Genomic DNA, 20,679 nt, shown 5'->3' with positions numbered 1-20,679 from the left:
GCGCAGCGCGCCGTGTCGGCGGCCGCCCCTAGCATCGGGCCCACCAGCAGCGACGACGTGACGGTGAGGTAGAGGGTGCTCGAGAAGGTCAAGGGTCTGTTCCGGCGTGACGAGGGGCAGACGGGAGCCGACCGCCCGAGCGCTCGGCTCGTCGACGCCTTGAAGGTGCTCGCGGTCGCGTCGCCGGAGCTCGCGGACCGTGCGGTCGCGTACGTGCACCGGGGCGAGGGGCCGGAGGTGCTGCTCGAGCTGGAGGCGCTGCAGGGCGGCGACGTCGAGGCCCTCCTCGGCCGCCCCGGCCAGTCCGGGGTCTACTCGTGGACGACCCCTGCCCAGGACGACCGGTTGAAGGTCGCCGTGCCGGGGTGGACGTCCGCCAAGGCGGTCACCGCGCGCTCCAACCTCTACACGCTCTCCGACTCGGTCACCGTCCCGGAGCTCGTGCGCCTCGGCAGGGTGCTCAGCGCGGTCTCGTCCGAGGTGGACCGTGAGCGGTCGTCGGACCCGCGCTGGCTCACGACGCTCGTCAACGACATGTCGCGGCGCGCGAACGAGCGCCGCCACGGCAAGAACGGCAAAGGCGCGCCCGACCGCTGGACGCCGGACCTGCTCGTGACCCTCGCGGTCGAGGGCGGCGTGCCGGAGGCGGACGCGCCGGCGGTCGTGCTGCGTGAGCTGTTCGAGCGGCCGGCGTCGGCCGGCTGGGCGTCGCGGCACCTGGGCCCGGCGCTGCTCGGCGACCCGGCGCGGGAGTTCGTCGTCGCGCACCTGGACGTCGCGACGCAGGTGCTGCCGGGGGTGAGCGCCGCGGGGCGCGGCGAGCTCGTGGCCCTCGTCGCGGCGGACCGGGCGGCGACGGAGTCGCTCGCCCCGCTGCTCGCCGTGCTCGCCGCGGACACGAGCAAGGCGGTGCGCGAGGCGGCGGTCGCCGCGCTCGTCCCGCTCCCCGCGGCGCGGCAGCTCGAGCTCCTCGCCCCGCTGCTCACGTCGCTCCCGGCCTCGCGGCTCGGTTCCGTGGTGACGCGGCTCGCCCAGGTCGACGGCGGCCTGGCCGCTCTGGAGGAGACGGCCGAGCGGTCGACGGGCGCCCGGGCGACGTTGCTGCGCGACACCGTCGAGCGCGCTCGCGTCCTCGACGCGGCACAGGGCGACGAGCCGGAGATCGAGGTACCGCCGTACGAGCCGCTGCCTGACGTCGTCCTCGGCGAGGACGCCGTCCGCGCCGCGCGGGCGGCGATCGACACGGCGCTGGAGCGTGCCCGCGCGGAGCGTGCGGCGCACCCGGCGAAGGGTGGTGACGAGGGCTGGGCGCGGTGGCGTCGTCAGGCCGTCGAGGAGGACCTCAAGGAGCTGCCCGGCATCTCGGACGACGACATCCGGGTGTTCACCGCGTTCCTCTCCGGCACGAGCACGCGGCGCCCCGACCGGGTGACGATGCGTCGGCTCTCGGCGCCCGCCGTCTTCGCCCGCCTCCCGGGCACCACGCTCCTGCACCGTCTGCGCCTGGTCGTCGCGGAACGCGGCCCGCGCGAGCACTTCGCGTGGTACCGCCTCCACGACGGGGACCTGCTCGACGTCGACCTCCGCGCCCTCGAGGCGGCGCTGCGCCAGGTGGGCCGTGAGGACGCGGACGGGCTGGTCGACGACCTCTACTTCTCGTCGTGGTGGGCGGCGGACACGGTCTCGCCCCGGAACGCGTGGCCGTACTACGCCGGGCGGCTCGACCGTCTCGCCGAGGCCCTCGACGACCGCGAGCGCACCTACGGCACGGCGAAGCCGGCGCGCGCGATCGCGCTGCTGGGGCAGTTCCCGCAGGTCCCGCGCCGCTTCCTGCCGCGCCTGACCGAGCTCGCCCTCGGGGAGGGCCGCTCGTTCCGCTCGGCCGCGCAAGAGGTCCTGCTGTCTCACCCGGGCGTGCGAGAACTGGCCGAGCAAGGGCTCGGGAGCGGCAGGGCCGAGATCCGGCGCACGGCGGCCGAGTGGCTCGCGCGGCTCGGTGACGCCGGCGCGGTGCCCGCGCTGCGCGCCGCACTGGACAAGGAGCGCAGCGAGGTGGTGCGCGCCACGCTCCTCACGGCGCTCGAGGCGCTCGGCGAGGACATCTCGGCCGATCTCGCGCCCGAGGCGCTGCTCGCGGAGGCGACCAAGGGGCTGCGCGCGAAGAAGCCCGTCAGCATGGCGTGGTTCGACCTCGACGCGCTGCCCGCGGCCCGGTGGGCGACGGACGGCTCGCCCGTGGACCCGACGGTCCTGCGCTGGTGGGTCGTGCTCGCGGTCAAGCTCAAGGACCCGAGCGGTGCCGGGCTGCTGGAGCGGTACCTGTCGCTGCTCCAGGAGGAGGACCGCGCCCGGCTCGGCAGCCACGTGCTCGCGGCGTGGGTCGCGCAGGACACGCGCAACCCCTCGCCGCAGGAGAGCGACGCGTACGCGACGGCCGGTGCCCAGCTGCGGTACGACCAGTACCAGGCGTGGGCCAAGCGCTCGCCCGAGCACTACTCGGTCGAGGCGTCCAAGACGGTCGAGGACCACCATCGCGACCTCTACCGCGAGCACCAGGCCACGTACGTGGGCTCGGCGGTCAAGGACAAGGGTCTGCTCGCCCAGACGGTCGCGATGCCCGGCGCCGAGCTCGCCGCGACGTTCCAGCGCTACGCGAAGGCGCACGTCGGGCGCCGCGCGCAGACCGAGGCGCTCGTGCACGCGCTCGCCGCCAACGGGCAGCCGGCCGCGATCCAGGAGCTCCTCGCCGTCTCGCGGCGGTTCCGCCAGGCCACGGTCCAGGAGACCGCGCAGCGGCTCGCGGGCGAGCTCGCGGAGCGGCGCGGCTGGACGGCGGACCAGCTCGCCGACCGCACCGTCCAGACCGCCGGCTTCGAGGACGACGGGCTGCTCCACCTCGACCTCGGCTCCCGGGAGTACGTCGGGCGCATCACCCCCGCGTTCACGCTCGAGCTCACGAGCGACGCCGGGAAGGTGGTCAAGGCGCTCCCGGCACCCCGGGCGCAGGACGACCCCGAGCTCGTCGCGGCCGCCAAGAAGCAGCTCACCGCGAGTCGCAAGGAGCTCAAGGCCGTCGTCGCCCTGCAGACCCAGCGGCTCTACGAGGCGATGTGCGTGGGCCGCACGTGGACGGCGTCGGAGTGGCAGGAGTACCTCCTCGGGCACCCCGTGATGTCGCGGCTCGTCGAGCGGCTCGTCTGGGTCGAGAACCCCGGGACGGAGGGTGCCCGCCCGTTCCGGCCCGACGGCGGCGCGCTCGTGAACGCCGACGACGAGGACGTGGAGCTCGGGGAGGGGTCGACGGTCGGGCTCGCGCATGCCGTCCTGCTCGGTCCGGAGGCGACGGCGGCCTGGACGGCGCACCTGGCCGACTACGAGGTCACCCCGCTCTTCGCGCAGCTCGACGTCGCGACGCCCGACGTCCCCGCGGGCGCGACGGCGATCGACGACCACAAGGGCTGGTTCTCCGACAGCTTCTCCCTCCGCGGGCGTGCGACGAAGCGGGGCTACTCCCGCTCGCAGGCCGAGGACGCCGGGTGGTTCAGCGCGTACACCAAGGCGTTCACGAGCGCGGGGATCGTCGTGCAGATCGAGTTCACGGGGTCGTTCGTCCCGGAGGAGAACATCCCGGCCGCGGTGACGGCGCTGACGTTCGAGCGGACGGGCCGCGGGTCCGGGCGGGGGACCGCGCGGATCGCGGACCTGCCGCCCGTCCTCGTCGCGGAGGCGTACCGCGACTACGTGGCGGTGGCCGAGGCGGGGTCGTTCGACCCCGACTGGGAGCGGAAGAGCCAGTGGTGACCCGGCGGACGCTCCCGTGAGCGACGGCGCCGCCCCGTGATCGTCGTCGCGACGCTCGCCTGGCTGCTCGTCGCCGTGCTCGCGCGCCGGTCGCCGGCAGTCCGGTCCACGGTGAGCACGGCGACGTCGACGCTGCTCGCCCTCGCGGGCGTCGGGGCGGTCGTCGTCGTGGTGGCCGTCGCCGCGGACGACGGCGGGACCCGGGCGCTCGGCGCGCTCGCGAGCGTGCCCGTCGCGGCCGGCGCGGTCGCGGTGGGGACGTGGTGCGCGCGAGCGGTGGTCCGCCCGTGGACGGCGCGGCGGCGTGAGCGCGCGGCGGGCCGCGTGCCGTGGCAGGACCGCGTGCTCGCGGCCGCGGCGCGCACCGGTCCGCGCGTGCGGGGCGTGCGCGTCGCCGACGTCGCCGCCCGCTCGGCGTTCCGCGTCGCCGGGGTCCGCGTCACGGGCCTCGCCGCCGAGATGTCGTACTACGGGCTCATCTCGCTCATCCCGCTGACGACCGCGATCGGGTCCAGCCTCGGCTTCCTGCGCCCGCTCCTCGGCGACGACACCGTCGACTCGATCCGCTCGTCGATCGTCGGCGGGCTCACCACGGTGTTCGCCGAGCACGTGTCGACCTCCGTCGTCGCGCCGCTCGTCGACAGCCTGCTCGACGAGCAGCGCACCGGGTTCGCCGTCGGGTCCTTCCTCGTGGCGCTCTGGCTCGCGAGCCGCGTCTTCCGCGCCGCGGTCCGCGCGCTGGACGACGCGTACGGCGTCGAGCGGCGCCGCGGGGTCGTGGCGCAGTACGTCCTGGGGGTCGCGCTCGCCCTCGGCGCGATCGTCACGGCGGTGTCCGTCGTCGCGCTCGTCGTCGTCGGCCCGCTCCTGGGCGACGGCGCCGACCTCGCCGAGCGGCTCGGTCTCGACGCGGCCTTCCGGCAGACGTGGGACGTGCTGCGCTGGCCGACGGTGGTGCTCGTCTGCGGTGCGTACCTCACGCTGCTCTACCGGTACGCACCGAACGTCGACACGTCGTGGCGGCGGTGCCTGCCGGGCGCGGCCGTCGGGACCGGCGGCGTCCTGCTCGTGTCGTGGGGGTTCGGCCTCTACGTCCGGCTCGCGGGACCGGCGGCGCCGGGCACGGAGGCCGGGACGACGGCGGTCGTCCAGGCGGCCGGGCAGATGCTCGGTCTCGTCCTCGCCGGGGTCCTGTGGGGCTGGCTCACGAGCATCGTCGTGCTCGTGGGCGGCGTCGTGAACGCGGAGGCCGACCCGCACCGCGTGGTCCCGGCGGGTCGGGCCGCGGGCGGGTCGTGGGCCGACGGGCAGGGCGCCACGACGACGGCCGCGCCCGCCGGACCCGTCGACGACCGTCCCCGGCGCACCGGCGCCGGCCGTGTGGGACGCGGCTCCTACGCTGACCCGCAGGACCACGGGCACGGTGCCCGCGACCGGACCGAGGAGGAGCCCGGGTGACGAGCACGACGACCGGTGACGAGCAGGCGCCCCCGGCGCTCGCGGAGCTGCGACCGCCGGCGGAGGTCCGGTACGCCGACGAGCTCGCGGCGCTCGCGGACGCCGACGCCCGGCGCGGGGCCGACGTCCCGCCGGGCTGGCGCCTGAGCCCGCGAGCCGTGCGCGCGTTCGTCGTGGGCGACCGGGAGCTGGGCGTGAGCCGCAAGTTCTTCGGCGACGACCCGCTCGTCGACCGCGCGGTCGTGTCGCTGCTCGGCCGGCAGGGCCTCATGCTCGTCGGCGAGCCCGGCACGGCGAAGTCCCTGCTGTCCGAGCTGCTCGCGGCGGCCGCGAGCGGCACGTCGACCCTCACGGTGCAGGGCACCGCGGGCACGAGCGAGGACCACGTGCGGTACTCGTGGAACTACGCGCTCCTCATCGCGGAGGGGCCCAGCGAGCGCTCGCTCGTCCCGTCGCCCGTCTACCGCGCGATGGAGAGCGGGCGCGTCGCGCGGTTCGAGGAGATCACGCGCTGCGCCCCGGAGATCCAGGACACGCTCGTGTCCGTGCTGTCCGAGAAGCAGCTCATGGTCCCCGAGCTCGGCGCCGACGCCCGCGTCGCGGCGCGGCCCGGGTTCAACGTGCTCGCCACCGCGAACCTCCGCGACCGCGGGGTCCACGAGATGTCGGCCGCGCTCAAGAGGCGCTTCAACTTCGAGACGGTCGCGCCGATCCGCGACCGCGCGTTCGAGATCGAGCTCGTCGAGACGCGCCTCACCGCGGAGCTCGGGCCGGCCGCCGACCGGCCCGTGCTCCACCGCGACGTGCTCGAGGTGCTCGTCACCGTGTTCCAGGACCTGCGCACCGGCACGACGGCGAGCGGCGCACCGGTCAAGCGCCCCGAGACCGTGATGTCGACGGCGGAGGCGGTGAACGTCGCGATCGCGGCGTCGCTCGAGGCGCGCTACCTCGGCGACGGCACGGTCACGGCCGGGCAGGTCGCGCGCCAGGTGGGCGGCGTCGCGCTCAAGGGCGACGAGGAGGACGCGCGGCGGCTGCGGCACTACGTGGACAACGTCGTGCGGGAGCGTGCGCGGTCGGACGCGCGCTGGAAGGACTTCCTCACGGCGGCGGGCGACCTGTGGCGGTAGCCCTGCGCGCCGCGTGGGACGCCGCGCCGCCGCGGCTGCGCCAGGCGGCCCACGACCTCGCGCTGCTGCGCGAGCGCGACGGCGTGCACCTCGTCGGGGTGCGCCACCACAGCCCTGCGTGCGCGGTCGCGGTGGCCGCGCTCGTCGCCGAGGTCCGGCCGTCCGTCGTGCTCGTCGAGGGACCCGAGGAGTACACGCGCCTGCTGCCCGCGCTGCTCGACGAGCGGACGGTCCCGCCCGTCGCGGTCCTCAGCCTCGCGGGCGATCCCGCGGACGCCGCGGGAGGCGGCGTGCGCGCCGCGGGCTTCTACCCGCTCGCGCGGTACTCGCCGGAGTGGGTCGCGCTGCGCGCGGGCCACGCGGCGGGGGCGGAGCTCGCGTTCGTCGACTCCCCGTGGGGGGAGCGGGCGACCGAGGAGGACGACGAGCGGGAGGCCGCCGCGCGCACCGTCCTCGCGGAGCGCCACCTCGCGCACTCGCGCACGGTCGCCCGGCTCGCGGAGCGGCTCGGGTGCCGCGACCACGACGAGCTGTGGGACCACCTCTTCGAGGCGCGCGAGACGGCGCGCCTGCAGGACTGGCGCGAGCTCGTCGACGACGTGTTCGCGTGGGCCGCGCTCGCGCGGCTCGACTACGAGGAGGAGGCGCTCGCCGCCGACGGTTCGCTCGACCGCGAGGCGCGCATGTCCGCACGCGTCGCGGAGCACGCGGCGCGTGCGGACGGGCCGGTCGTCGTCGTGACGGGCGCGTTCCACACGCTCGCCCTCGTGGAGGCGCTCGTCGGGAGCGAGCACGGCGCGGCGGTCGTGGCGCGGCGCCCCGCGGACGGGTACGGCGCGCTCGCCGACGCTCCCGCGTGGCTCGTCCGCTACGACGACGAGCGGCTCGACGCCCTGCGGGGGTACGGCGCGGGCATGCCCGCGCCGGGCTACTACGACCGGCTCTGGGCCGCGCACCACGACGCGGCCGGGCCCGCTGCCGCCGCGGTCGGGGTCCTGGTCGACGTCGGGCGCGGGGCGTCGGAGCGCGGCGCCCTCGTGAGCGTGGCGCAGTCCCAGGCCGCCGTCGAGCACGCGCACCGGCTCGCGGCCCTGCGGGAACGGCCCTGGCCGTGCCGCACCGACCTGTTCGACGCGATCACCTCGTGCTACGTGAAGGACCCGGACGACCTGGACGCCGCGGGCGACCGACCGCTCGGTCTCGCGGTCGCCGAGATCTTCGCCGGGCGCGCGCTCGGCGACGTCGCCCCGGGCGGTGCGGCCCCGCCCCTCGTCGAAGAGGCACGGTCCCGCGCGCGGGCGCTGCGCCTCGACGTGTCCGACGCCGTGCCGCGCACCGTGCGGCTCGACGCCCGCCGTCGTGCCGCGCACCGCGACCGGCGCCGGTTCCTCGCGCTGTGCGCGTTCCTCGAGCTGGGGTTCGCCCGCCGGGTGTCCGGCCCCGACCACGTCGCGGGCCGCGGGCTGGGGCTCGTGCTGGAGGAGTGGACGTACGCCTGGACACCGCTCGTCGAGGCGCGCCTCGTCGAGCTCTCCCACCGCGGCGCGACGCTCGAGGCGGTCGCGGTCGCGCTGCTCGACGACGCGCGCGACCGGGCGCGCGAGGAGCGCTCGAGCGACGCCGTCGCGCGTCTCGTCGCGCAGTGCGTCGTCGTCGGGCTGCCGGAGCGGCTGCCCCCGCTCGTCGCGCTCGTGCGGTCGACGCTCGACGTGGACCCGTCGCTCGCGTCGGTCGTCGCGGGCATGCGGCGGCTCGTGGGGCTGTGGCGAGCACGCGTCGAGCTCGAGCTGGGCGACCACGCGCAGGCCCTGCTCGACCTCGCGGAGCAGGGGCTGGCCACGGCCGCGTACCTGGTCCCGGACCTCGCGGCGGCCGACGCGACGACGCAGGACGACGCGCTGGCGAGCCTCGTCGCGCTGCGGTCCCTCGTGCGCGACGTGCGCGGCGCGGGCCGGGACGGTCCGGGCTCGGCGCCCACCGCGGTGGGACAGGCGCTCGCGCGCGTGCGCGAGGACGCCGGCGCCTCCCCGGCGGTGCGCGGTGCGCTCAGCGCGTTCGCCGCCGTCGACGACGAGCTGGGCGACCAGCCCGGCGAGAACGGGCTCGTCGAGCGCGTGCGCGCCCAGCTGGCGCCGGGGGCGGACCCGGTGGCCGCGACGGCGTTCCTCGGCGGGGTCCTGCGCGCGGCCCCGGACCTGCTGTTCCACACGCCCGAGATGTTCGACGCGGTCGACGCGGGCCTGCGCGGTCTCAATGAGGGCGCGTTCCGTGCGGTCCTGCCGGACCTGCGCCGCGCGTTCACGTGGTTGCGGCCCACCGAGACGCACCGGCTCGCCGAGCGCGTCGCCGCCCGGACCGGGACGCGCGCGGACGCGCTCGACCGGCGCGTGGACGTCTCGGAGGACGACCTGCGGGCCGCGCTCGTCGTGGAGCGCGAGCTCGTCGCGGTCCTCGAGCGGGACGGGCTCGGTGCGTGGGCGCGCGGGAGCGTCTCGTGACCGCGGGCGGCGACGGCCTCGGCGCGGACCTCCGTGCCGACGTCCGCGCGGACGTCCGCGCGGACGACCGGGAGGCCGCGCGCCGCTGGCGGCTCGTGCTGGGCCGGTACGCGGGCGACGCCCTGCCCGTGGCGCCGTCGGACCAGGCGATCGACCGCACGCTCGGGCACCTCTACGACCGCGAGTACACCGCGCGCGGCCACCGGCACGGCAGCGGCGGCGAGCCGGACGGCGGTGGCGGGAGCGGTCGCGGAGGGTCGGTCGTCGAGGGGCTCGACTGGCTGGGGTCGGCGCGCGAGCTGTTCCCGCGCGAGACGTTCGAGCGCATGCAGGTCGAGGCGGTCGGCCGGTACGGCATGACGGAGCTGCTCGCGGACCCGCAGGCGGTCGAGGCCGTCGAGCCGAGCACGGAGCTGGCGTCGGCGCTCCTGCGCGTGCGGGGCAGGCTCGGGCCGCAGGTCCAGGACGGGCTGCGACGGATCGTCGCGCGCGTCGTCGACGACGTGGTGCGCCGCCTGCGCCCGCGTTTCGTGACGGCCGTCGACGGGCGCCGGGACCGGTCCCGGCGGTCGTTCGTGCGGTCGAGCCGTACGTTCGACGCCGCCGGGACCGTCCGCGCCAACCTCGGCCGCTGGGACCCGGAGCGCAAGCGTCTGCTCGTCACGGACCTGCGGTTCTCGGCGCGGCGGCGCAGAGCGCTGTCGTACGACGTCGTGCTGCTCGTCGACCAGTCGGGGTCCATGGCGGCCTCGGTGCTCTACAGCGCGGTGAGCGCGGGCATCCTCGCGGGGCTGCCCGGGATCACGGTCCGCCTCGTGCTGTTCGACACGGCGGTCGTCGACATGTCGCACCTCGCGCACGACCCGGTGACGGTGCTGCTCACCGCGCAGCTGGGCGGCGGGACCGACATCGCGCGCGCCGTGCGGTACGCGGAGCAGCACGTGCGCGACCCGCGGCGCACCGTCGTCGCGCTCGTCAGCGACTTCGAGGAGGGCGGCTCGGTGTCCCAGCTCGTGTCCGCGGTGGGGCGCCTGCACGCGTCGGGTGTCCGGCTGCTCGGGCTCGCGGCCCTCGACGGGCAGGCGAACCCGGCGTACGACCGCGGTGTCGCCCGCAGGCTCGCGGAGCAGGGCATGGAGATCGCGGCGCTCACGCCGGAGCGGTTCGCCGAGTGGCTGGGCGAGGTGCTCCCGTGAGCGGGGTCGCCGCCGGGCTCGGTGCGTGGGCCGCGGTGTACGCGGGGTACGACGACGACGCGCTCGCCACCCTCGCGAGCCCGGGCCTCGTCCGGCGCGCCCGCAAGGACGTCGCCGCCGGGCGGGTCGAGCCGGTCGAGGCGCGCCCCGACGGCGTCGTGGTGTCCGTGGGCGGGATGCAGGTCGAGCTCGATGCGGGTGGTCCCGCCGAGGCGCGGTGCGCGTGCCCGACGCCGGGCACGTGCCAGCACGTCGTGGCCGCGAGCCTGTGGGTGCGGGAGACGGGTCCCGCGCCCGCGGCGGCTCCCGCCGCAGCAGGTGATGGCGCGGCGGCGTCCGCTCCCGCCCCGGACCCGGTGGCCGAGATCCTCGCGCTCGACCCGCGCGTCGTGCACCGTGCCGCGGGCGCCGCCGTCGTGCGGGCGGTCGCCGAGACGGCGCCCGGCCCTCCCGCGGGGGTGACGGTCGACGGTCTCCCCGCGGGGGCGACGGTCGACGGTCTCCCCGCGGAGGCGGCGGTCGGCGGCCCTCCCGTGGAGGTGGTGGTCGACGGCCCGCGCGCGGTGGTCTCGTGGCCGGGCGCGCCACGCGTCACGTACGTCGCGGGGGCGGGGTTCGCGGGCATGCTCGTGGCCCGCGAGGGGACGGCGTGGAGCGACGCGGACGAGCGCCGCTGGCGGCTGGAGGCGCTCGCGCACGTGTGGCGCGCGCACGACCGCCCGTGGCCCTGGCCCGAGCGGGCTGCGACCGCGCCCCGCGCCACGGGCGTCCCGGAGGCACGAGCGGTGGCCGACGAGGTCGTGCGCGCGGTCGAGCGGCTGCTCGACGTCGGGCTCTCGCACGTGGGCCGCGACGACCTGGAGGAGCTGCGCGGTGCGGGCGTGGTTGCGCGGCTCGGCCGACGGCCGGCGGTCCAGCGTCTCGTCACGTCCGCGGTCGGGCGGCTCGAGGCGCTCGTGGACCGCCGCGACGCGGTGGACGAGACGGACTGCCTCCTGGCCCTGGCCGAGCTGTGGGCGTACGTGCAGGCGGACCCGCCGCCCGACGCCGGCACGCCCGACGAGCGCACGACCGACCTGGCCCGGGTCGTGCCGCTCGGTGCGCGCTGGTGGGTCGCGGCGTCGGGCGCGCGCGGGGTGACCGTGCACCTGTGGGACGCGGACTCCGGGCGCGTGCGGTCGGTCACCACCGGCCGTCCGCCGGGCGCCGACCCGACCTTCCGGCGCTCGTGGGACCTCCCGCTCGTCTGGGGCCGCTCGGTCGAGGCGCTGTGCCGCGGCCCGTTCGCGCTCCGCGGCGCGACCGAGCGCGCGGGCACGGGGCTGCGCGCGGGCGAGGGGCCCGCTGTCGAGCCGCTCGGGGCGCTCGACGCCGACGAGCTCCGTGACGTCGCGGCCCGCACCGCGGCGACCCCGCCGCGGGCCGAGGCCGGGTTCGGGCGGACGCCCGCCGTCGTGCGGGTCGTCATGGTCCGTGAGGCGGGGGCGATCGGGCTCGACGAGGTCGCGCAGGAGCTCACGTGGACGCTCGTCGCGGCGGACGCCGCGGAGACGGTCGTGCGCGTCGACGCCGCGGACGAGGCGGCGTGCGACACCCTGCTCGGGGTCGCGGCGGGGAGCAGGCGCGTGGTCGCCGTCGCCGTCGAGCGCGACCTGGCGTCGTGGCGTGACGAGGCCGTCGGCCTGTTCGTCGACCGCCCGGGCGAGGGTCTCGACGTCGTCGTCCCGACGCTGACACCGGCGTACCACCACCGGGCGTGGTCGACCCCGTGGGCCCGGCTCCGGGCGCGCGTCCGGTCGCTGCGCGGGCGTGCAAGCACGCACGCGCGGGACGTGGTCGTGCCCACGCCCGTCGAGGACGTGTGCGACACGCTGCTCGACACGGTCGTGGCGCTCGCCGCGACGGGCCGTCGGCACCTCACGCCGCACCAGGCGAGCGCGCTCGCGCGCGCCGCGCGCACCGCCGACGACCTCGGGGCGACGACGCTCGCCGCCACGGTCGGGCTCGTCGTGCACGCGCCCGACGCCGCCGGGCTCCTGCGTGCCGGCTTCGTCGCCGCCCGGGGCCGGACGCTCGCGCGCGCCGTCGCCGCCGCGCCCGACCCCGGGCCCCGAGCGCGGGAGGCGAGCGCGTGAGCACGTACGCGGTCCACGTCGGCTCGCCGGGACGGGCCCGGGTCGAGCACGTCGCGGACGGACCGCCGGACCCGGTCCGCGAGACCTGGGACGACACGAACCGGTGGTACCCGCCCCTGCTCGCGGCCGGGCGACGCGTGGAGCGGTCGCACGACCTGCGCCTGTCCCACGTGCTCCTGCGGCGCTCGCGGCTCGTCGCGGGCACGCCGTTCGCGCGGCGCGACCCCGGCACGTGGGACGAGCTCGCCGCGGTGCCGGCCGGGCGTGACCCGTCCGTGCCGCCGCAGCCCGTCGGGCTGTTCGAGCTCGGCGCGCAGGCCGGCCCGAGCGTGCGGCTCGACCCGGTCGCGGAGCTCCGAGACCAGCTCGCGACCGTCGCCGCCGCGGACGGCCCGGACGCGGCCGGACGGCTGCGGCTGCTGCTCGCCGGCGAGTCCGCGGGCGCGCTCGTCGCCGCCGAGATGCACCACGCGGGCGTGCCGTGGCGCGCCGATGTGCACGACGCGATCCTCAGCGGCGAGCTCGGGCCGCGGCCCCGGCCGGGAGAGCGGCCCGCGCGCATGGAGGAGCTCGTCGCGCGCATCCGCGCCGCGCTCGACGCGCCGCCCACGCTCAACCCCGACTCCCACCCCGACCTGCTCAAGGCGCTGCAGTACGCGGGCGTCGGCGTGCGGTCCCTGCGCAAGGGAGAGCTCGAGCGCACGGACCACCCCGTCGTCGAGCCGTTGCTCGAGTACAAGAAGCTCGCGCGGCTCCTCACGGCGAACGGCTGGGCGTGGCTCGACACCTGGGTGCACGACGGCCGGTTCCGGACCGAGTACGTCGTGGGCGGGGTCGTCACGGGCCGGTGGGCGTCGAGCGGCGGGGGAGCGCTGCAGCTCCCGAAGCAGGTGCGGCGCGCCGTCGTCGCAGACCCGGGCTGGAGGCTCGTCGTGGCCGACGCCGCGCAGCTCGAGCCGCGCGTCCTCGCGGGGCTCGCGCACGACGAGCGGATGGCCGCCGCAGGGCGTGGCGGCGACATGTATGCGGGGATCGTCGCGTCGGGCGCCGTCGCGACCCGCGACCACGCGAAGGTGGGGATGCTCGGCGCGATGTACGGCGGCACGACGGGCGACAGCGCGCTCGTGCTGCCGCGGCTCGCGAAGGCGTTCCCCGACGCCATCGGCCTCGTGGAGCGCGCCGCCCAGGCGGGTGAGCGCGGCGAGGTCGTCTCGACGCTCCTCGGCCGCAGCTCCCCGCGGCCCGGCGAGTCGTGGCACGCCGCCCAGGACGGGGCGTACGCGGTCGAGGACGCCGGTGCCACCGAGGACGCCGCGTCCGGGGCCGACGCGCAGGCGCGGGCCCGGTCGTACACGCGGGCGTGGGGCCGGTTCACGCGCAACTTCGTCGTGCAGGGCACCGCGGCCGAGTGGGCGCTGTGCTGGCTGGCGTCGATCCGGCGGCGCCTGTGGGACCTGCCCCTCGCCGCGACCCCCGGCGCGGCGCCCGCCCCGTTCGCCGACCGTGCGCACCTCGTCTTCTTCCTGCACGACGAGGTCGTCGTGCACGCGCCGGCGGAGCTCGCCGAGACGGTCGCGCACGAGGTCCGCGCCGCGGCGGCCGAGGCGGGACGCCTGCTGTTCGGCGACTTCCCGGTCGACTTCCCGCTGACCGTCGCGGTCGTCGACCACTACGCCGAGGCGAAGTGAGGCGCGGCGAGGTGAGCCGAGGCCGGGCGTACCGCGCCCGACCGGCGGCGCGCGGCGGGCAGCACGCCCGACGCCGTCACCGCCGCGGCTCTCCGCGGTACGTGCCGAAGGACCAGAGGTTCCCCTCGGGGTCCTGGAGCACGAGCTCGCGGCTCCCGTAGTCGGTCTCGCGCAGCGGCACGACGACGCGGCCACCCGTGCCGGGCACGCGCTCGCGCAGCCGGGCGTCCAGCGCCTCGATCGCGGCGTCGTCGCGCACGACGACGTACGTGCCGCACGTCCCCGGCTCGCGCGACCACTCCCGCTCGGGGGAGTGGCTGCCGAGCATGATCCCGCCGCCGTGCGGCCAGTCGAGCTGGGCGTGCGCGACGTCGCGGTCGTCGCCCGCCATGACGGCCGTCGCGACGAACCCGACGACGTCGGTGAGGAACGCGACGAGCGCACGGGCGTCGCGCGCCTGGAGGGTCGGCCAGACCTGGGGGCTCGGCGACCCGGTCGGTGTCCCGGCCGTCACGGCGGCGGGGGCATGGTCAGCGGTGTCCCGGGTGCTCTCGTGGATGCTCATGGTCCCAGCCTGGGCCGTCGGTGTGGCCCCCGGCTTGGATGTTCCCGACCTCCTCGCGGACCCACCCCGTCGGGGTCGTGCCGGCGAACCGGCGGAAGTCGCGCACGAGGTGGGAGTGGTCGGCGTACCCGGCGCTCGCGGCGACGTCCGCCAGCGTGCGGGGACCGCGGCCGAGGGCGAGGCGCTGCACCGCGCGACGGGCGGCGTCGAACCGCGCGAGCCCGCGCGCGGCGCGGGGCGACACCCCGAGCTCTGCCCGGAACAGCGTCTCCAGACGGCGTTCGCCCAGCGCCACGTGCCGCGCGACGTCCCGCACCCGGGCGCGCCCGCGCGTCCCCACGAGCACCCGCCACGCCTCCGCGACCTCAGGGCGCACGCCGTCGCACCGGGCGTCGGAGCCACCCGGTGCGGCCCCGCCGGGTGTCGCGAGCGCCGCCCGCACGACGTCGAACGCCGCGGCCCACGAGCCCGCCTCGGCCACCTGCTCGCGCAACCGCCCGGCGACGGGTCCGAGCACCGCGTCCGCGTCCTCGACGAGGCCGAGGTCGCCGGCCCGGACACCGAGCAGCTCGCGGCACGCGAGGGGGTCGAGGGCGAGCTGCACGCCCGCCTGCTCGGGCGGCTGGTGGATGTACGCAGGCCGCGTGTGCAGACCGCCGACGAGCGACGCGTACCGCGTCGGCGCCGCGTCCGGTCCGACCGCCGTCGGCACGACACCCGCGGTGCTCACGACGAGCGTGAGCCACGGCGACGGCAGGCCGCGATGGACGGACGGCGTGCCGTCCGTCGTCGCGGTCCGCAGGCGGTACCCGACCATCGACACGACGCCGGGCGGCAGCGTCGGCGGCAGGGCCCGCACGTACTCGTGCACCGCTCCAGGCTAGGCAGTCAGGTCGACGGTCGCAGCCCGCGCACCTGCGGGACGTCCGTGCCGGTGGCCGCACGGCGCACGTGCGAGCGCGCGTGCTCGATCGCGTCGTCGAGGGCGTCGAAAAGGTGGTTCTCGTGCCGGAGCTCCGCGAGCGCGCCGACGTTCGTGAGCAGCGCGCGGTGCCGGTCCTGCACCCCCTTGACGAGGACGGTCACGCCGCGCGCCTCGAGGCCCTCGACGAGCTCGCCGAGCGCCCTCGCGCCGGTCGCGTCGACCATGCGGAGCTGGGAGAGCCGGAGGATCACGACCAGGACGTCGTCGTGCGCCGAGGCGTCGGACACCTCGGCGAGCACGCGGTCCGCGGCGCCGAAGAACATGGAGCCCTCGAGGCGGAAGAGCGCGACGTGCTCGTCGCCCGGCTCGGCGGGGCCGGGGAGCGGGTCACGGTGCACCCCCGAGGCGCGGGCGACGGTGCGCAGCGCGAAGAACGCGGCGACGAGGATGCCGATCTCGATGGCCTGCACGAGGTCGAACGCGACGGTGACGACGGCGGTCACGGCGAAGGTGGCCGCGCTGGAGCGCCCGGCCCCGACGACGGAGCGGATCGTGCGTCCGCCGATCATCCGGAAGCTCGTCACCATGAGGACGCCGGCGAGGGCGGCGAGCGGGATCCGCGAGACGGGACCGGTGGCGAGGTACATGACCGCGAGGATCACGACGGCGTGCACGACGGCGGCGAGCCGCGTGCGGGCGCCGGAGCGCACGTTGACCGCGGTGCGCGCGATGGCGCCGGTGGCGGGCATGCCGCCGAAGAGGCCGCTGGCGACAGAGGCGACGCCCTGGCCGACGAGCTCCCGGTCGGGCTGGTAGACGGAACCACCGCCGGGCCCGGACTGCACCATGGTCGCCGCCACGCGAGCGGACAGCAGGGACTCGATCGCCGCGAGCGCGGCGATGGCGAGCGCGGCGCCGCCGAGGTCGCGCAGCGCGCCGGGTGTCACCGAGGGCAGGACGGGCGCGGGCAGCGACGACGGCAGGGCGCCGATGCGCGGGACGGGCGCGCCGAGCACCTCGACGAGGACCGTGGCGAGCACGACCGCGACGAGCGACGCGGGGACCGCCGCGTGGAGGCGGGGGAGCAGCAGCATCGTCGTGGCGACGAGCGCGACGCAGCCGAGCGTCCACAGCACCGGGGCGGCGGGTACGTCGGTCACGGCGGCGCGCACGGCCTCCACGGCGGACACCAGGGTGTTGTGGCCGGGTGCGACCTCGACGCCGACCGCGGCCGGGACCTGCTGGAGGAAGATGATGCACGCGATCCCGAGCGTGAACCCCTCGACGACCGGCCACGGGATGTACGTGACGACCCGCCCGAGCCGGGCGAGCCCGGCGACGAGGACCACGAGCCCGGCGAGGACGGTGACGAGCGCCACCGATCCTGGGCCGTGCGTGACGACGACCGGCGCGAGCACGACCGCCATCGCCCCGGTCGGCCCGGACACCTGGTGGTTCGACCCGCCGAGGACCGCCGCGACGACACCGGCGACGACGGCGGTGACGAGCCCGGCGGCGGCCCCGACGCCGGAGCTGACGCCGAACGCGAGCGCGAGCGGGAGGGCGACGACGCCCACGGTGACGCCGGCGAGGAGGTCGGCGCGCAGGGTCCGGGGCCGCAGGTCGTAGTCGGAGCGCCGGGGCAGCAGGTCGCGGACGGCGGCGAGGCGGTTCATGCCGAGGGGGTCGACGCGGTGGTCGCGTCGAGCACGGCGCGCGCGGACGCGCCGGGCAGGGCCGGGAGCCGACGCGCGGCCTCGAGCTGGTCGGACGCGCCCGCGAGGTTCGAGAGCAGGAACGCCCGCGCGACGACGAGGAGCTCGGCGACGAGCGGCTCGGCGAGGCGGTACTCGACGGCGTTCCCGCTGCGCGTGGAGGTCACGACGCCCGCTCGGCGCAGCACCGCGAGGTGCTGGGAGAGCTGGGAGGCCTCGCACCCGGTGACGTCGAGCAGCACGGAGACGGGCGCGGTGTGGTCGGCGTCGGCGGCGAGGACCTCGAGCACCTGGATGCGCGTGGGGTGCGCGAGGCACCGGAAGAGCTCGGCCTTGATGCGGTAGAGGGGAGCGGTCTCGTCGGTGCCGGGGGCGCCGTCGTCGGGTCGGGGTGGGCGGGGCACGGGTCCTCCGGGGCAGCGGGATGATGGATTGCGCAATCCATCAAACCACGGCGCGCGGCGTGCGGCGGCCCGCCCGGGATAGCCTGCCGCCATGACCGCCGCGCCCGACCCGAGCACCGACACGTCTCCTGCGGACCCGGCGGCCGAGGGCGCGGGGCACCCGACGCTCGGCCGCGTGGTGCGGACGCTGGACGAGCTGTACCCGCCGTCGACGGCGGAGGACTGGGACGCCGTCGGCCTCGTCGCCGGCGACCCGGACGCGCCCGTGCGCAAGGTGCTGCTCGCCGTCGACCCCGTCGAGGAGGTCGCGGACGAGGCCCTCGCGTGGGGTGCCGACCTGCTCGTCACGCACCACCCGCTGTTCCTGCGGCCGGTGCACTCCGTCGCCGCGACGACCTTCAAGGGCTCGCTCGTGCACCGCCTCATCCGGGGCGGCTGCGCGCTGTACGTCGCGCACACGAACGCCGACGCCGCGCAGCGCGGGGTCGCGGACGCCCTCGCCGACGCGCTCGACCTGCTCCACCGCGTCCCCCTCGTGCCGCACCCCGCCCCGTCGCCGCACGAGGCGGCGCGCACCGGCACCGGCCGCGTGGGCCGGCTCGCGGAGCCGACGACGTTGCGCGCGTTCGCGCAGCGCGTCGCCGAGGTGCTGCCCCCGACGGTGCAGGGCGTGCGCGTGGCGGGCGACCTCGACGCGCGCGTCGAGTCGGTCGCGGTCGTGGGCGGGTCCGGCGACTCGCTGTTCGACGCCGTGCGCGCGAGCGGCGCCGACGTCTACCTCACGTCCGACCTGCGCCACCACCCCGTGTCCGAGCTGCGCGAGCGCGCGCGGCTCGACGGCGGTCAGGCCGGGACGCCGTTCCTCGTCGACGTGCCGCACTACGCCTCGGAGTGGCCGTGGCTCCGCTACGCTGCCGAGGACCTCGTGCGCGTCCTCGCGCGCTCCGGCGCCGCCGTGGAGACGCGGGTCAGCACGCTCGTCACCGACCCGTGGACGGCGCGGTTCCCGTCCGCGCCCGCCGACCCTGCAGCCGACGCCGGACCGTCTCGCGACACGGCGCCGGCCTGACGCCCGCCGGACGTCGACCCGCACCCGCCCCCACCGACCCGCACGCCGGCCCCCACCGGGGCCCACGAAAGGAACCACCCGTGGCCACTGCACCGCCCGCCGACCAGCTCCGCCTGCTGGACGTCCAGGAGCTCGACACGCGTGCCCAGCAGCTCGCGCACCAGCGCAAGAACCTGCCCGAGCACGCGCGCATCGCCGAGCTCGACGCCCAGCTCGAGGACCTGCGCGGCAAGCTCGTGGAGTCGCGGACCGCGGTGAGCGACCTCCGGCGCGAGCTGACCAAGGCCGAGGGCGACGTCGAGCAGGTACGCACGCGCGCCGCCCGTGACCAGTCGCGCCTGGACTCCGGCCAGGTCGGGGCGAAGGACGCGCAGGCGCTCGTCGCCGAGCTCGAGTCGCTCGCGCGCCGGCAGGGCGTCCTCGAGGAGGTCGAGCTCGACGTCATGGAGCGGCTCGAGGCGCACGAGGAGGCCCTCGCGAAGCTCGAGTCGGCGCACGCCGAGCTCGAGGCCGCCAAGGCCGAGGTCGTGGCCGTGCGCGACGCCCGGTACGCGGAGCTCGACGCCGAGGCCGCCCAGGTCGCCTCCCGCCGCACGGACGCCGTCGCCGGCCTCGACGCGGGCCTGCTCGCGCTCTACGAGCGCGTGCGCGACCAGAACGGCGGCCGCGGCGTCGTCGCGCTGCGCGGCCAGCACGTCGACGGGCTCAACGTCTCGCTGAGCCCGGCGGAGCTCGCGGCGATCACGTCGGCCGCGCCCGACCAGGTGGTGCGGCTCGAGGACTACGGCCACATCGTGGTGCGGCCGGAGGGCGCCGGCGCGTGAGCGGGGCGAGGGGTCGGCACCTCGTCGTCGAGGCCGACGGCGGCTCCCGCGGCAACCCGGGGCCCGCGGGCTTCGGGGCGCTCGTCCGTGACGCCGCGACCGGCCAGGTGCTCGCCGAGCGGGCCGCGTACCTCGGCACGACGACGAACAACGTCGCCGAGTACTCGGGCCTCGTCGCCGGGCTGCGCGCCGCCGCGGAGATCGACCCCGACGCGCGCGTGACCGTCCGGATGGACTCGCGGCTCGTCGTCGAGCAGATGTCGGGGCGCTGGCAGATCAAGCACGACGACATGCGCCGCCTGGCGGCCGAGGCCGCGGCGGTGCTCCCGGCCGCGCAGGTCACGTACGAGTGGGTGCCGCGCGCGCAGAACGCGGCGGCCGACGCCCTCGCCAACGAGGCGATGGACACCCGCGGGACCGTCGTGCGCGACCACGAGCCCGCGGACCTGTCGGAGGCGGCGGCCGACCCCGTGGCGGACACCGCGGCCGACCCTGAGGGCGCGACGACGACGCTCCCCGCCGTCCCGGAGGGCCCGGCGCTCGACACGGCAGCCCGGCCGTCGGGCGCCACCGTCCGGTTCGACGAGGCGCCCGCGCTCACGGTCGTCCTCGTGCGGCACGGGCAGACGCCGCTCACCGTCGCGGGCGCGTTCAGCGGCTCGTCGGTGCCGGGACCGTCGCTCACCGCGCGCGGCCGGACACAGGCCGCGCAGGCCGCGGACCTGGTGTTCCGGATCGGGCGCCAGGCGTGGCCCGACCTGCCGCGCCCGTCGGCCGTCGTCGCCTCGCCCATGGTCCGGGCCCGGGAGACCGCGCGCGCCGTCGGCCGACGGCTCGGGGTGCCCGTGACGACGGACGACCGGTTCGCCGAGGTGGACTTCGGCGCATGGGAGGGGCTCACGGCCGCGGAGGTCGACGCCCGGTGGCCCGGCCTCCTGGCCGCCTGGTACACGACCGGGACGACCCCGGCCCCCGGGGGCGAGTCCGCCGCCGACGTCGGCGCGCGCGTCCGGCAAGGGCTGCGCGACCTCGTCGACACGATGCTGCCGGGCGCCGGACCCGCGGGCCGCACCGTCGTCGTCGTGGGCCACGCCGTCCAGGTGCGGGCCGCGATCGGGACGGCCGTGGGCGCGCCGCCCGAGCAGTGGTCGCGCGTCCGCGTCCCTCCGGCGTCGGTGAGCATCCTGCGGCTGTGGGCCGACGGCACGAGCGAGCTCACCGCCCAGGGCGTCCCGAGCGACCTCTGATCCCCTGAGCGACGCTCCCCGTGG

Annotated in this window: 14 protein-coding genes; 10 read left to right on the top strand and 4 right to left on the bottom strand. The window is 77.2% G+C overall.

The genetic code is table 11. The features are described from left to right. Positions 1–75 precede the first annotated feature (75 nt). From AC3WT4_RS02310 to AC3WT4_RS02280, 7 genes are read left to right on the top strand one after another with little or no spacing between them, the layout of a single operon-like run. The gene (locus tag AC3WT4_RS02310; protein ID WP_492314586.1) at positions 76–3,801 is read left to right on the top strand and encodes a DUF4132 domain-containing protein; all 3,726 of its coding nucleotides are present in this window, start codon (positions 76–78) and stop codon (positions 3,799–3,801) included. Between the two features lie 36 nt (positions 3,802–3,837). Continuing rightward, positions 3,838–5,259: a YihY/virulence factor BrkB family protein gene (locus AC3WT4_RS02305; protein WP_492314585.1), complete on the top strand. Its 1,422-nt coding sequence runs from the start codon at positions 3,838–3,840 to the stop codon at positions 5,257–5,259. Next, positions 5,256–6,389, top strand: coding sequence for an ATP-binding protein (locus AC3WT4_RS02300; protein ID WP_074809658.1), 1,134 nt, complete (start codon positions 5,256–5,258; stop codon positions 6,387–6,389). Before AC3WT4_RS02305 ends, AC3WT4_RS02300 begins: the two co-directional genes overlap by 4 nt. Continuing rightward, positions 6,380–8,887: a DUF5682 family protein gene (locus AC3WT4_RS02295; RefSeq protein WP_492314584.1), complete on the top strand. Its 2,508-nt coding sequence runs from the start codon at positions 6,380–6,382 to the stop codon at positions 8,885–8,887. Before AC3WT4_RS02300 ends, AC3WT4_RS02295 begins: the two co-directional genes overlap by 10 nt. Further along, the gene (locus AC3WT4_RS02290) at positions 8,884–10,083 is read left to right on the top strand and encodes a VWA domain-containing protein (RefSeq protein WP_492314583.1); all 1,200 of its coding nucleotides are present in this window, start codon (positions 8,884–8,886) and stop codon (positions 10,081–10,083) included. The genes AC3WT4_RS02295 and AC3WT4_RS02290 overlap by 4 nt, the downstream gene beginning before the upstream one ends. After that, complete coding sequence (locus AC3WT4_RS02285) at positions 10,080–12,218, top strand: hypothetical protein (RefSeq protein ID WP_492314582.1); 2,139 nt, start codon at positions 10,080–10,082, stop codon at positions 12,216–12,218. The genes AC3WT4_RS02290 and AC3WT4_RS02285 overlap by 4 nt, the downstream gene beginning before the upstream one ends. Next, on the top strand, positions 12,215–13,906 hold the full coding sequence (locus AC3WT4_RS02280) for a bifunctional 3'-5' exonuclease/DNA polymerase (RefSeq protein WP_492314581.1): 1,692 nt from the start codon (positions 12,215–12,217) through the stop codon (positions 13,904–13,906). Before AC3WT4_RS02285 ends, AC3WT4_RS02280 begins: the two co-directional genes overlap by 4 nt. Before the next feature lie 76 nt (positions 13,907–13,982). Here the strand turns inward: AC3WT4_RS02280 and AC3WT4_RS02275 are convergent, their stop codons facing one another. Genes AC3WT4_RS02275 through AC3WT4_RS02260 form a run of 4 tightly spaced genes read right to left on the bottom strand, consistent with a single transcriptional unit; the run spans position 13,983 to position 17,515 of the window. Continuing rightward, positions 13,983–14,471, bottom strand: coding sequence for a VOC family protein (locus AC3WT4_RS02275; protein WP_492314580.1), 489 nt, complete (start codon positions 14,469–14,471; stop codon positions 13,983–13,985). Then, the gene (locus AC3WT4_RS02270) at positions 14,437–15,342 is read right to left on the bottom strand and encodes a helix-turn-helix domain-containing protein (protein ID WP_492314579.1); all 906 of its coding nucleotides are present in this window, start codon (positions 15,340–15,342) and stop codon (positions 14,437–14,439) included. The genes AC3WT4_RS02275 and AC3WT4_RS02270 overlap by 35 nt, the downstream gene beginning before the upstream one ends. 17 nt (positions 15,343–15,359) lie before the next feature. Further along, a complete protein-coding gene (locus tag AC3WT4_RS02265; protein ID WP_257418994.1) occupies positions 15,360–17,072 on the bottom strand; it encodes a SulP family inorganic anion transporter in 1,713 nt (570 codons plus the stop codon). Further along, positions 17,069–17,515 (bottom strand): ArsR/SmtB family transcription factor, encoded by a 447-nt coding sequence (locus tag AC3WT4_RS02260; protein WP_144722538.1) that lies wholly within the window; start codon positions 17,513–17,515, stop codon positions 17,069–17,071. The genes AC3WT4_RS02265 and AC3WT4_RS02260 overlap by 4 nt, the downstream gene beginning before the upstream one ends. A gap of 91 nt (positions 17,516–17,606) precedes the next feature. On the opposite strand from AC3WT4_RS02260, the gene AC3WT4_RS02255 reads away from it, so the two are divergent. The 3 genes from AC3WT4_RS02255 (at position 17,607) to AC3WT4_RS02245 (ending at position 20,655) form a co-directional block, all read left to right on the top strand. Further along, on the top strand, positions 17,607–18,584 hold the full coding sequence (locus tag AC3WT4_RS02255) for a Nif3-like dinuclear metal center hexameric protein (protein WP_492314578.1): 978 nt from the start codon (positions 17,607–17,609) through the stop codon (positions 18,582–18,584). Positions 18,585–18,664: 80 nt separating this feature from the next. Further along, complete coding sequence (locus AC3WT4_RS02250) at positions 18,665–19,408, top strand: zinc ribbon domain-containing protein (RefSeq protein WP_492314577.1); 744 nt, start codon at positions 18,665–18,667, stop codon at positions 19,406–19,408. Next, positions 19,405–20,655, top strand: a complete 1,251-nt coding sequence (locus AC3WT4_RS02245) for a bifunctional RNase H/acid phosphatase (RefSeq protein WP_492314576.1) — start codon at positions 19,405–19,407, stop codon at positions 20,653–20,655. Before AC3WT4_RS02250 ends, AC3WT4_RS02245 begins: the two co-directional genes overlap by 4 nt. Positions 20,656–20,679: the final 24 nt, after the last annotated feature.

It is taken from the genome of Cellulosimicrobium sp. EB106-03-01-XG111, from assembly GCF_058792115.1.
Note: the sequence above shows the minus strand (reverse complement) of the source record. Positions and strands in the feature narration are given on the sequence as shown.